Genomic DNA, 13,531 nt, shown 5'->3' on the forward strand with positions numbered 1-13,531 from the left:
TTCCCTTTGAAAAGATTAAGGAAGAGCTAGCTATGGCATACGTCACAGACTTGGGTGCAGGTCAGCGCCTCTGGATTGAAAGCCGCGATCGCCTCACGATTCTCACCCTCCTGAGCGCCAGCGCCGGACAGCAGCAAAGCCAGCGAATGTCGGTCGAAACGGGCGCTTGGGCCGCACCGCCCCAGGCATTTCGCACAGCAGGCGGTATGGTGGTGCAAGTGGAGACAGAAAACGGCTCGCGCTTTGTGCAGGTGCAGGGGAGCCAAATGCAGTCGCTCAACGGCGTGCCCGTGCTGACAGGGGCGGAGGTGCTGCCGATGCAGGAAACGACAGAAGACCCAATGCCACCGATGGAACCCATGAAGCCGATGGAACCCATGAAGCCGATGGAACCCATGAAGCCAATGCCGCCGATGAATTCCGGTCAGCCCCTGCAAATGGGCGAGATGCAGATGGGCGAGATGCGAACGGGCGAGCTAAAGATGGGCGATATGGAAATGCGCCTGAACCCGATGCAAATGAAGATGGGCAGTTTGGAGATGCGAATGGGCAGTGCCGAACGCCAGGCCCAGCAGCGATTTTGTACCCAGTGTGGCAGCGAGGTGCAGATGGGCGATCGCTTTTGTGCCCAGTGTGGTCATCGGGTGGGAGAACTGAGCCACAGCTAAGGCAAGATTCAGCCTGCATCTCTTGTAAAGCCCCCTGTAAAGCTCCATAAAGCCTCATAAAGCCCCATACGAAGGTTGTCAGGCACTTTTCTCGCCCAAATTTTCCAGGCCGGATTTCTCGTCCAGATTTTCTCACCCGGTTTTCTAAAGCAGACTTGTAGCCGCGAAGTCTGACGTAAAGTCTGACAGATTGTTAACCCGCTGTTAATCTACCTTGGCAGATAGGGAAAACTAATGGGTGGTCAAAATCTTAAATTCTTACAAATTGTTGATTTTATGCCGCCGGATTTATACCGTTGCGCCAGCAATCTGGGTATGGTTAACAATACCTGCTTCTAGCCCAGCGGATTTCGTCGGAACGCCCTGTTCGGAACGCCCTGTCAAGAAACCCCATCAGAACGACAGCCTCGCTGATTTGCCCGACCCGCTCATTTGCCGAGATGCTCTGTAGACCTGTTTGCGATGCCTTTGCTGCCCCTACACGCTCGACGGTTTTTTACTCGACACGCCGCCCCCGGAGTTGAGAATCTGCCCGCGAAAACCGAAAGACCTGCACCTGCTGACCGATGGCGCGATGTCCCATCTGTGCCTTTATCTGCCCCTCTGGAACGGTTTACCCCGTCCGACCGATGGCGATCGCCCCTGGGCTGGGTGGGTGGAGCGCTGCTGCTGGTGGGTAGCCTAGCCGATCCGGCAGCAGCGGCAAAAAAGCTCTCGATCAAGCTTGGCCCGGTGCAGTCTTCGGTGCAATTGTCCGATTTGCAGCACTACGCCAAGACTGGGGATGTGCAGGGGTCGCTGCGGGGCTATCGGCTGCTGCTTAGTCCATCTCTGCAAAGCACGCTGCAAAGCAGTATTCCACTTGATCCAAACGCTGGGCATCGCCTGGTGAAGGATCTCCTGAGTTCCTCGGCGGGCGATCGCCTGCTCACAGCACTGGAGCGCGTCATCCCCAATGGCGATCGCAAAATGCTGCAACTGGCGCTGACTCGTGCTGCCACCCACACCAACGGGCTGAGCCTGCTGGGGTTCTTGCAGGAATTTCCCGCTCCAGAGGTCGTGCTAGACCTGACGGCGGTGGCCTCGCTGACCTCGCAGATGAATCTGGCCTACTGGCAGAGTCAGGCGCTGACCTCGATTTTGGAGCGCGAACTGACCGTGCCCGAAGCGGCTCCCTTCCATGCGGAGCTAGACCCGACTCGTCCCGGCACTCATTGGGTACGCCAGCAGTCCCTCGTCTTCCGCGACTACGAACGGGCCCGCACGATTCCGGTCGATTTGTACTGGAGCTATCGCACGACTGGCCCACTCATCGTCATTTCTCACGGCTTTGGAGCCGACCGCCGATTTTTGGGCTATCTGGCGAGACACTTGGCTTCCTATGGCTTTGCGGTGGCTGCACTGGAACACCCTGGCAGCAACGTCGCCTGGATCACGGAAATTACGCAGGGCAGGACGCGGGGGCGACATGGCACCGATCTTCTGCCCAGCCAGGAGTTTATCGATCGCCCTCATGACATCAGCTTTTTACTGAGCGAACTCGATCGGTTGAATCGTCACTCCACTTTGCTCAGAGGGCGGCTAGATACCCAGCAGGTCGTGGTCATCGGCCACTCACTAGGCGGCTACACGGCGCTGGCGCTGGCCGGAGCCAGACTCGACTTACCCAATCTGCGCCAGTTTTGCAATAGCCCGGAGCGGGTCGCCCTGTCCATTGCCGACTGGTTGCAGTGTACAGCGGCGGATCTGCCCGACGAACTGCCCGATCTGCGCGATCGCCGGGTGGCGCGAGTGATGCTGCTCAATCCGGTGATTGGTCGCCTGTTTGACGAAGAGAGTCTGGCGAAGATCCGTATTCCAACGCTGATTGTATCGGGCACTTCGGACGCAGTGATGCCCGCCGTCAGCCAGCAGTTGTTGCCCTTTACCCAGCTTCCGGCTGATTCCAAGCTCTTGCTCACGGTCATTGGCGGCGGGCACCTCAGTGTTGGCGATCCCGAAAACCTGAACCAAGCGCTCACCCACAGCCTATTTATGCGAGAACAGGGCGATCGCGAAACAGAGGCACTCCGACAATTGCTCAAGGGCATCTCGCTGTCCTTTGTCAAACAGCTTACGCCGGATGCTCGTCACTACAAGCCATTTTTGTCGGCAGAGTATGTCCAGTCGTTTTCCACCGCCACCCTCCAACTGCGGCTAAATGCCCAGCTTTCAGAAAAGCTGTCGAACTGGCTCCAGATGGCAGCGCTGCCCCTAGAACAGATGACCTCCAGCGCCCAGCCCCAGCCGCGTCAATATGTCAGAACGCAGGTGGCAGGAACGGGGATCACCGTGCTGCTGGCGGGGTTGCCGCTGGTGGTGTTTGTCCTGCCGGGATATTTATCCTCATCGGTGAATCGGGTGCTGCGGCGCAAAGGTCAACCGGGACGAGCCAATTTGTCAGGGCAGTCTCAGTCAGAACACTCTCAGCCAGGACATTCTCAGCCAGGGCAGTCTCATAGGCTACATTCCGAGCGGGCAGACGGGGAACTGACGGATCGACCCGCCCATGCGGGAATCGCAGACGCAGACTCAAAAGACTTAGAAGAAGCCGATAGATCCTGAATCTGGCGGATCAATTTGCGGATCAATTTGGAGCGCGGCCTTTTGAGTTTATGTATGATTGAGGCCAGCCTCTTGAGACTGCCCGCATTGACCGGAGCAGAATTTGGAGTTTAAGGGACGTGCTGTTGCCAGGGGCGATCGCCCTTCTGCTCTGCACTGCTACCACAACTAGAACATCAGATTGAATATCAGATGGAACGTTAGCGAGACTGCTTTCGCTCAGGCTGATACACGAATTTACGAACGGCAGCGCGAACGCTTTTTGCCTTTTACTTTGTCCTAAACTATGCGCCCCTACGCCCTGACGAATTGCGTACTGCATACTGGTGAGCAAGATTTGGTCGATCACGCGCTGCTGATTGAGGGCGATCGCATTCTCGACATTCTCCCGTCCTGGGATTTACCCGACTCTTTCAGCGTTATTGACTTGCAGGGCGACCACGTTTCACCCGGCTTTGTCGATTTGCAACTGAACGGCTGTGGGGGAGTCATGTTCAACGACGAGATCACAGCCAAGACGCTGGAGATCATGCACACGACCAACCTGAAAAGCGGCACCACCAGCTATTTGCCAACGCTGATTACCACGTCGGATACCGATATGCTGCGGGCGATGGAACTGGTGCGCGACTATCGAAAATTTCGCCCCCATAATGTGCTAGGGCTGCATTTGGAAGGGCCCTATCTAAACCCAAAGCGCAAGGGCATCCACAACGAGCGCTACATCCGTCGGCCCGACCCAGCGATGATCCAGCAGATCGCGGCAGCGGGTCGCAATTCTGTGTTGCTGCTGACGCTGGCTCCCGAAATCGTGGAGATAGACGATATTCTGACGCTGGCAGATGCAGGTATTTTGGTGTCCGCTGGCCATAGCGATGCGACCTACGAGCAGGCGATCGCCGGATTCGACGCAGGCGTGGGCATGGTGACGCATTTATTTAACGCCATGTCGCCCTGGCTGGGGCGCAGTCCGGGGCTGGTAGGCGCTGCCTTTGACCGAGATGACGTGTATGCCGGAATTATTGCCGACGGCCACCACACTCACCTGCGCTCGATCGCCCTAGCCCACCGCATGAAAGGTGAAAAGCTGCTAATCGTCACCGATGCCACGCCGCCCGTTGGCACTCAGATGGACTCCTTCAGGATTGGCGGTCAGGTGGTGTTCTACCGCGAGGGCAAGTGCGTGTCGGCCGAGGGAACCCTGGGCGGCTCTGCGCTAACGATGATCGAGGCCATCCGCAACTGCGTCTCGATTGGGCTGCCCCTAGACGAGGCCCTGCGGATGGCGAGTGCGTATCCCGCAGCGGCGATCGCCGTGAACGATCGTCTGGGCTATCTCGCACCTGGCTACGTCGCAAACCTGGCGATGTTCAACGATGCGCTAGAGATTACCGGCGTGTGCGATCGCGGCGAATATTTGGCGGTGATGAGCTAGCAATTAGGCTCCTGACTCCTAACCCACCACCCACGCCCTCGCATCGTTGCGTCTAGCGTCGTTCCAGCGTTTCCGTCAGGCGCTCCACCGCATCCGCCAGGCGAGTGTTCACCTCAGCCAAATCCGGCGCTTCGGGATCGGCTTCCTTACGCTTAAACGAAGCAAACCACTTGATCAGCAGGTACAGCGAAAAGGAAATAATCAGGAAGTTAATAATGGCGGCCAAAAAATTGCCCACGGGAATAGCACCAATTGTGATGCCCGAAATCCCTGCCGCCGGATCTGCGCCAAAAATCAGGGCGATGATGGGCATGATGATGTCGTCCACCAGCGATTGCACAATCGAGCCAAAGGCCGCGCCGATGATCACACCCACCGCCAAGTCAACCACGTTTCCTTTCAGGGCAAATTCTCGAAAATCGCGGAGAAACCCGCCTGCCGCACCGTTTCGTCGAGCCATGATTTCTGTCCACTCCTAAACACAATCAATCAGAAGAATCAATCAGACATTTGACCTAGAAACTGCCTTTAGAGGATGTTTGAAAAGTCCTACTGTTTGTAGCAAAGCGTGCAAGATCCCCCTAAATCCCCCTTAAAAAGGGGGACTTTAAGGCGGTTTCCCCCCTTTTTAAGGGGGGCTAGGGGGGATCTCTGAGTGCTTAACATTACAGGCGATACCTTCTCAAACACCCTCTTAGAGACAGGACTGACGCACTTGCGATAAGTTCTCTAGGTTTTGGAGGATTTCTTGCGGGTGCATCTCACGAGAAATCCTCCAACTGCGTAAGTCCTAAGAGATTCTCTTCAGGCCGATCCCTCGGCCCAGAGAAATTTCTATCGGTCAAACCACGGCTCCAGAAACCCTTTCTGCCCATACGGTAGTGCGAGTTTTTTCAGATTGCAAGGTCAACAGGATGCTGTCGGAGCAGTCTTGCTTTTCGGGCGCTTTCTTGTGTCAATCCTGTATCAATTCTGCTAACCATCCTGCATCAATTCTGCTAGCCACATCGCCTGCGCGGAGCTAGGAAAAGAATGGCTAGAAGTCTTGCAGAGCTTGACGGACACTCCAGAATCGCAAATCCAAAATCGCAAATCAATATCAAGGCTTCTTAGCGCCGACGCTTGCCTCGCTGCAAGGCCTTGGGCTTGGGAGCCGCGCTCCAACCCTGCGTGGCGGCGTTGTAGATTTTTTCGTTCGCTTCTGCCGATTTGAACAAGTCCACCACGGGATTGGGATAATCCACACCCAGCCGTAGCCCAAAGCGCTGCTGTTCGACGGGCAACAGTTTCCAGGGTTCATGCACCTTAGCAGTGGGCACGTTCGCCAGTTCTGGTAGCCAGTGCTTTACATAGTCGCCCTGCGGATCGTAGTCTTTGGACTGCTTGAGGATGTTGAAAAAGCGAAAGCCGCGAGCGTCGTTGCCCACGCCCGCCGTATAGTTCCAGTTGCCGTAGTTGCTGCATACGTCGTAGTCGATCAGCAGCGATTCAAACCACTCTGCGCCCATGCGCCAGTCGATACCCAGATTTTTTGTCAGGAAACTGGCGACGTTTTGCCGTCCGCGATTGGACATGAACCCGGTAGCGGCCAGTTCTCGCATGTTGGCATCCACCAGCGGAAAGCCCGTCTGCCCTTTGCGCCACAGGTCGAACCGCTGCCAATCCTGCTGCCAGGGGAGGGGAATGCCCTGGAGACCAGAGGGATAGAACACTTTGGAGCCGTGCTTGGCGCAGATAAAGCGAAAATAGTCGCGCCAGAGCAGTTCAAAAATGAGCCAGTAGGTGGAGTCGTTTTTGATGCGCTCTGCTTCGTAGCGACCGACTTCGGCGTGGATCAGGCGTGGCGACAGGCAGCCCAACGCCAGCCACGGCGAAAACTTGGAGGAATAGTCTGCCCCCAACATGCCGTTGCGCGTGTCTTTGTATACCCGCAGGCGATCGCCCTTCCACAGATACTCCTGTACCCGCGCCAGTCCCGCCGTTTCGCCGCCCTCAAATCGCAGGACCCCCCGCGCATCGGTTGCAGGTGGCATCAGCCCCAGGTCTGCCAGAGTGGGAATTTCGCCTGGTTTTAGTGAATCGTCTGGCCAGTCGCCTGGCAAATTCTCTGGCAAATCCTCTGGCAGGGGCGGCAGCGACTTGGGCGCAGGCAGGGGCGGGTTGACCGACGAGTCTCGCTCGACCTGCTTGCGGAAGGCCGTGAACAACTCCGGAATCTGCGACCGTTCAAACGGCAAATCGTCGGGATGATAGAGCGTGTGGCCCCAAAAGGACTGCACCCGGATACCCAACGGCTTGAGCGCAGTTTGCAGCGCCGTTTCGACCGCCTGCTCCTCAGAGGTGGCTTCTTGGTGATAGAAGACCGCAGAAATCACCAGATCTGTCGCCAAACGGGGAATAATCAGTTCAGGCGGGTTCTGGTAAATCAGCAAGTCGCTACCCAGGCTACGGAGCGATCGCCGCAAATCAGCTACACTCTCCAGCAAAAACTGGGCCCGAAACGCGCCTGTCTTGGGAAAGCCAAAAGCTGTCTTATCAAACTGGCGCGGGTCGAAACAGTAGACTGGGACGATCTCCGCACCGCTGGCGATCGCCCGATGCAGCGGTTCATGGTCGTGGAGCCGGAGGTCGTTGCGGAACCAGAGAAGAATGCGTTGGGTCACAATCGTCAGAATACTTCAGAGTACTGTCATCAGAGCGCATGGATTCGCATCCATTTCTTAACATAGCGTTACACAGGCTTGGTTGCCTGCGGCCAGCCCGGATTTGCAGCCCGGATTTGCAGACCAACTTGCAGCCCTATTTGCAGACCAACTTGCAGCCCTATTTGCAGACCCAATTTGCAGCCCCGATTTGCAGACCCATTTGCAGCGCTGACATATCGGCTCAGCTTGGCGGGCGAAGACCAGACTTGTTAAGAATTTTTAGAGATTGTGGCTCTCTTGCTACTCTGAAGAAAGAGGGTGCATTGTCAATCAAATGGCTGAAATCGGTTTAAGGTAATCAGTTTAAGACCGTTAAGACCGTTGATTTAATCCCTTCGTCTGCTCAGTCAGACTCGTGTTAAAGGCTGCATGAACCCCGATCCTGGTGCCACCCATCCCTCTAGCAGCCGTGCAGACGAAGCAGGGAGCGCTCGCCGTCATCAAGCCGTGGTGAATAGCCAAACCGAGCTCGTTTGCCGCTTTTTGCCCAATGGCGTGCTGACCTTTGTGAATTCGGCCTATTGCGATCGCTTTGGCAAATCCGCAGCCGAACTGCTGGGGCAACCCCTCGTCAGCTTGGTTCATCCCAACGAGCAGGGCCGCGTCACTCAGCAATTGACCGAAATTCAAACCCTGACCCCAGATAGCCCGGTTCAAACCCACGAACATTGGGTTTGGAGCGCAACGGGCGAAATGACCTGGTATGAGTGGATCGTCCAGGGCTTTTTTAACCCATCTGGCGAACTGATCGAACTGCAAGCGGTCGGGCGCGACGTGACTCGCCGCAAACAGATGGAGCTAGAGCTAGAGCGCTATCACCAGGAACAGCGCACCCTCAACCGCATTCTGACGCTCAGCCTAAACGCCCAATCTACGCCGGATGTGTTTCGCTGCATTGCCGAAGAGGTGCGGCAGGCAACGGGCTTTCCGATCGTGGCCATTGAGCGATACGACACGACCCGTCAGACGATGGTGTTTGAGGAGCTGTGTGGCGTGGATTGTTTGGCAGATCCAGCCGCAGGGGAATGGGGCGGTGAATGGATTAATGAACAGACTCGCGAATGTAGGGGAGCCTGTACCCACGCGCCGACGCTGGAGTTTCCAGTTGCAGAAACCCTATCGGGCGTGGTCGCGCAAACGGGACAAGCGCTGATCCAGCATTACAAACCTGAAGCGATAGTTCCGGGCGATCGCACGTCACTGCTGAGGGCGCTGGGGGTCGCTACGTTCGTGTGCCTGCCGCTGACCGCAGACGGACGCACCCTCGGCACCCTTAGCCTGGGACATCCCCAGCGGCAGGCGGTGTCGCCATCGCTGCTGGAATGGCTGCAAAGTCTATCGGGGGCGATCGCTGCCTTGCTCAAGCGCCAAGAGACAGAGCGATCGCTGCAAGACTCGGAACAGCGCTATCGGCTGCTGTTTGAAAGCAACCCCCTACCCATGTGGGTGTTTGACCTAGACACGCTGGCGTTTCTCATGGTGAATGAAGCGGCCGTGCAGAAATATGGCTATAGCCGCGAGGAGTTTCTCAGCATGACCCTGGCAGAGATCCGCCCACCAGAGGAGATTCCTCGGCTGCTGGCGATGATCTCCGCCGTGAATCAGGGCATGGAAGATTCGGGCATCTGGCTACACACCAAAAAAGACGGCAGCCCGATCCAAGTGGAAATTACCTCGTACCTGCTCACCTACCAGGGACGGCGGGCAGAACTGGTGATCGCCAAAGACGTGACTGAACAATTACAAATTGAAGCGGCCCTGCGCGAAAGCCAGCGCAAATATGAAACCCTGTTTCAAACTGTGCCCGTGGGCATTGCTATGACGGATGAACAGGGTCGGATTGTGGAGGTGAATCCAGTACTGGAGGAAATGCTGGGCATTCCGGCGGCTGAGCAAACGCGCTATACGTGCGATCGCCCTGCCCAGCCCATGCTGCGACCAGACAGCACCCCCATGCCGCCAGAGGAATTCGCCAGCGTCCGCGCTCTGACAGCGCAACGGCCTGTTCACAATGTTGAAAAGGGCATTGTTCGCGCCGACGGCTCTGTGCAATGGGTGAATGTCTGCGCTGCGCCAATTCCGTTGGAAAATTATGGCGTGGCGATCGCCTACATCGACATCACCCAGCGAAAACAGGCCGAACTCGCCCTGCAAGACAGCGAAACGCGCTGGCAAAACATCGTCCAATCCACCAACGACGGCGTGTTTGACGCAGACCTGATCACGGGCAAGACCTTCCACTCCGAGCGCTGGAAGACCATGCTGGGCCACCAGCCCGACGAACCCTCAGAAGCCTACGAAGCGTGGGAGCAGCGCATCCATCCCGATGATCAGGCGCGGGTCATGTCGGTTTACGAAGCCTACTGCCAGGGAGCGCTGCCCCTGTTTCGGGTTGAGTATCGGCTGCGCTGCAAAGACGGCAGCTACCGCTGGGTGCTAGATCGAGCGCAGATCCTCCGCGACGAACACGGTACGCCCGTGCGGATGATTGGCACCATGACCGATATCCACCATCTCAAGGATGCTGAGGAAGCGCAAACGCTACAGGTAGAGCGGGAACGGCTGCTGTCTCGCGTGACGCAGCATATCCACCAGTCGCTCGATTTAAGCGAAATTTTGAACTTTGCGGTTACGGACGTGCGGCAGTTGTTTCAGTGCGATCGCGCTTTGATCTACCGCTTTCATCAGGTTTCCACACGGCCTGCCCAGGCGATTGTGGAATCGAGCTTGCCCGGTTGGGGCGTGGTGCTAGACGATCCCCAGGTCTGCGGTCGGGTCGAAGACGTGCTATTCCAGCAATATGGCGATTCCCATAGGGATCGCTTCGCGAATCGCCCCAGCACCGAAGTTCAACCCACCCGCATCGACAACATCCACACGGCGGATCTCTCACCAGAGTTTCGCGAGATGCTGACCCGCGTGGGCGTGCAGTCCGGTCTGACGGTTACCATCAACTGCGACGGCAACCTGTGGGGGCTGCTGTGTGTTCACCAATGCCAATCCTTGCGAGAGTGGCAGACCTGGGAGATAGATTTGCTGGTGCAACTGGCCAACCAGTTGGCGATCGCCGTGCAGCAGTCTGAACTCTACAGCCAAGTGCAGCGGGTCAACGCCGAGCTAGAAACCAAAGTGGCCGAGCGCACGGGCGAACTGCGCCAGTCCCTTGAGTTTGAAGCCTTGCTCAAGCGAATTACTGACCAAGTCCGCGATAGCCTCGACGAGCGCAAAATCTTGCAAACGGCGGTGCAAGAGCTGGGGCAGGCGCTTGGGGTCTTCTGCTGCGACACCGCGCTCTACGATGCCGAAAACCAGGTTTCCACTATCTACTGCGACTATACCCGCGAGGTCAAGTCCGAAGAGGGCACGCAGATCCTCATGGCAGACTATCCCGATCTCTATCGCCAGCTTTTGCAGGGAATGCATCAGCAGTTTTGCTATGCCAACGAGGTGACGCGCGATCGCCTGCTGACCCGCCCAGTGGCCAAACACTGTACGATTTTTTCCTGCCCCATCCGAGACGATCAGGGAGTCCTGGGAGACATGGTGCTGCTGCGGCCCGCCGATGAATTCTTTAACGAGCTGGAGGTGCGGCTGGTGCAGCAGGTGGCCAACCAATGCGCGATCGCCCTCCGCCAGTCTCGCCTCTATCAGGCCGCCCAGGCCCAAGTCACCGAACTGGCCCGCCTGAATCAGCTCAAGGACGACTTTCTCTGCACCATTTCCCACGAGCTACGAACCCCCGTCGCCAATGTCAAAATGGCGGCTCAGATGGTTGAAACAACCCTCCGAGCAGAGGGCATCCTCGACAACCCCAGCCATCCGCTAGGGCGCTATGTGCAGATTTTGCAAGAGGAATGTCAGCGAGAGATTAATCTAATCAACGACCTGCTTGACCTTTCCCGGCTCGATGCCGAAGTCGATTTGCTGCACCCTGTTCCCATTCACCTGCAATCCTGGATTTCCCACGTTGCGGAACCCTTCTTAGACCGCATCCATCGCCACCAGCAGCACCTCAGCCTTGACCTGCCGCCCGACCTGCCGCCCCTCACCACCGACCTCAGCCACTTTGAGCGCATCCTCACCGAATTGCTCAACAACGCCTGCAAATATACCCCCATCGGCGAACGCATCGAGGTGCGAGCCAGCCTCAGCAGCAACCGCATGGAGCGCGACGAGGTGGAACAAGATGGAGCTGAATCTGAAAGCCCGCTCTCCAGTCCCCCTCCACTCCCCCACTTCCTCATCACCATCACCAACACGGGGGTCGAAATCCCTCCAGAGGAGTGCGATCGCGTGTTTGATCGGTTCTATCGCATCCCCAGCAGCGACCCCTGGAGGCATAGCGGCACTGGCCTGGGGCTGGCGCTGGTCAAAAAGCTCACGGAACTGCTGGGCGGCCGCGTTGGCATTCGCAGCAGCGCAGGACAAACCATCGTCTGGCTCCGCCTTCCGCTTGTTCTGCGGCAGTGATTGCTGGAAACGTCGCCCCACTCAGCAGAAGGGGAAAAAACCTCAGCCTGACCGCCTCGCCTCGCCCCAACCCAGCGGGCAGGTTGCCAGATCCAGAACCAGCGCAGCAAGCTGGGGAGTCGCGCCAAACGGCGGATAGAGCCGGAACTGGCAGGTGGGAAACTGCGCGGACAGGTCGCGCACGTCCTGGGCGATCGCTTCGGTAATCCCGCCAGGAAACAGAAAAAACGGCAGAATGTCCACCTGCTGAGCGCCCTGAGCTACCAGCCTGGCGGCCTGATCGGCAAGCCCCGGCGGCACGGCCCAATAGGCGGCGATCGCCCCGATTTGCTGGGCCAGCGCTTCCACGGGCGCATTGCCTCCAGGACGACGACTGCCATGAGCCAGCAAAATTCGGGCCGCAGGTTCACAATTTGGAGCAGGCAATAAGTCTGCCAGCCTGGGGTGGCTGCCCAGATGGGGCGCAATCTCGATGGACAGGCGCGGGCTAGCCTGCTGGCGGGCGATCGCCACCTCAGCGGGAATGTCTTCCATCACATGCACCCCCGGCAGCAAAAATAGCGGGATAATCACGAGGCGATCGCCCCCCAGGGTCAGCGCTTGCGTCGCCACTTGCAAGATTCGCTGGTGCAACGGCTGTGGACATAGCTCCAGTACGGCCGTCTCCACCAGCGGCGGCAGCCCACCCGCCTCCCGCCGTCGCAACTCCGCCGCAACCTGATGCGCCAAAACCCCAGCCTCGGCATGAGGTCTGGGGTCGCGGCTGCCGTGAGTCACCAAAAGGTAGGCGGGAAGATGGGCGGGCAATTCAGAATTTGGCTAGGGTTGAGTCAAAGAGGAATCTGCCCCTTAATTATCCTCAATTCTGACTGGCTAAGGTGAAGGCTGGCGTGAGGCTGTCGTGGGCCAGGAAGTGCGACAGGTGGAAGGCGCGATCTTCCGACTCCAGCAGGATCTTTTCATAGAGGTGGCGAGTAGCGCGATCGCCCAGGCTTTCTGCCTGCCCAGCCTGCCGCCGGATCACCTTGATGATTTCCTGCTCTGCGCTCAGGTCATGCTCCACCATGGCCCGACAGGAAAACACGCCGTCCGGCTCTGGCGTAAAGCAGCATAGCTCTGCCAGTTTGCTGAAGCTGGCAACGGGCACGCCGCCCAGCCCGTTCAGCCGCTCACCAATCTCGTGGACATGGCCCTGCACCTCGTCATAGCCTTCCGAGAAAAATTCGTGCAGTTGATAAAACTCAGAGCCTTCCACCACAAAGTGATGCTTTTGGTATTGCAAATACAGCGCTTGGAAGCTTGCCAGGACGATGTTAAAGCCTTCACAAACCGCTGTGGTGACGTTCATCTCCAACCCGATGGGGTTGTCTTTCATCTGCTCAAAGGTTTGAATCGGACTTGCCGTAATAGCCATAGGTGCGCTCCTCAGCGATCGCAGGTTTCCTGGTTTTTTCAGTCGATACTCAACACAGTATACAGATTAAAAAAAGCCGTCAACTACCACACAATTTCTTAATAAGAAAGATTCTCAAAACACAAAAAATCATGACAATTCACAACGAATTCAATAGCGATTTATACAAACCCAAGTCTTCTTTGAGAGGTTTTGTGTTAAGGAGTGCCCAAAAAACATTAAAATATCGCCCAAG

Annotated in this window: 8 protein-coding genes; 4 read left to right on the forward strand and 4 right to left on the reverse strand. The window is 57.2% G+C overall.

What is annotated here, in order from left to right; genetic code table 11:
* The first annotated feature begins 32 nt into the window (after positions 1-32).
* From HNI00_RS16935 to nagA, 3 genes are all read left to right on the forward strand, one after another.
* Positions 33-668 (forward strand): zinc ribbon domain-containing protein, encoded by a 636-nt coding sequence (locus tag HNI00_RS16935; RefSeq protein ID WP_316787766.1) that lies wholly within the window; start codon positions 33-35, stop codon positions 666-668.
* 462 nt (positions 669-1,130) lie between these two features.
* The gene (locus HNI00_RS16940) at positions 1,131-3,272 is read left to right on the forward strand and encodes an alpha/beta hydrolase (protein ID WP_316787768.1); all 2,142 of its coding nucleotides are present in this window, start codon (positions 1,131-1,133) and stop codon (positions 3,270-3,272) included.
* A 286-nt stretch (positions 3,273-3,558) separates the two neighbouring features.
* Entirely contained in the window at positions 3,559-4,707 is a 1,149-nt protein-coding gene (gene nagA, locus HNI00_RS16945) for an N-acetylglucosamine-6-phosphate deacetylase (RefSeq protein ID WP_316787770.1), read from the forward strand.
* Positions 4,708-4,759: 52 nt separating this feature from the next.
* Here the strand turns inward: nagA and mscL are convergent, their stop codons facing one another.
* Positions 4,760-5,167, reverse strand: coding sequence for a large conductance mechanosensitive channel protein MscL (mscL, locus tag HNI00_RS16950; RefSeq protein ID WP_316787772.1), 408 nt, complete (start codon positions 5,165-5,167; stop codon positions 4,760-4,762).
* A gap of 649 nt (positions 5,168-5,816) precedes the next feature.
* Positions 5,817-7,373 carry a DASH family cryptochrome gene (locus HNI00_RS16955; RefSeq protein WP_420156381.1) on the reverse strand — a complete coding sequence of 519 codons (1,557 nt, stop codon included), beginning with the start codon at positions 7,371-7,373 and terminating at the stop codon, positions 5,817-5,819.
* Positions 7,374-7,781: 408 nt separating this feature from the next.
* Here HNI00_RS16955 and HNI00_RS16960 point away from each other — a divergent pair, with 408 nt between their 5' ends.
* Entirely contained in the window at positions 7,782-11,882 is a 4,101-nt protein-coding gene (locus tag HNI00_RS16960; protein ID WP_316787776.1) for a PAS domain S-box protein, read from the forward strand.
* A 42-nt stretch (positions 11,883-11,924) separates the two neighbouring features.
* Here the strand turns inward: HNI00_RS16960 and HNI00_RS16965 are convergent, their stop codons facing one another.
* The gene (locus HNI00_RS16965; RefSeq protein WP_316787778.1) at positions 11,925-12,689 is read right to left on the reverse strand and encodes a sirohydrochlorin chelatase; all 765 of its coding nucleotides are present in this window, start codon (positions 12,687-12,689) and stop codon (positions 11,925-11,927) included.
* Positions 12,690-12,741: 52 nt separating this feature from the next.
* On the reverse strand, positions 12,742-13,296 hold the full coding sequence (gene dpsA, locus HNI00_RS16970; RefSeq protein ID WP_316787780.1) for a DNA starvation/stress protection protein DpsA: 555 nt from the start codon (positions 13,294-13,296) through the stop codon (positions 12,742-12,744).
* Positions 13,297-13,531 lie beyond the last annotated feature (235 nt).

The organism is Thermoleptolyngbya oregonensis NK1-22 (assembly GCF_032705245.1).
GTDB classification, from domain to species: domain Bacteria; phylum Cyanobacteriota; class Cyanobacteriia; order Elainellales; family Elainellaceae; genus Thermoleptolyngbya; species Thermoleptolyngbya sichuanensis.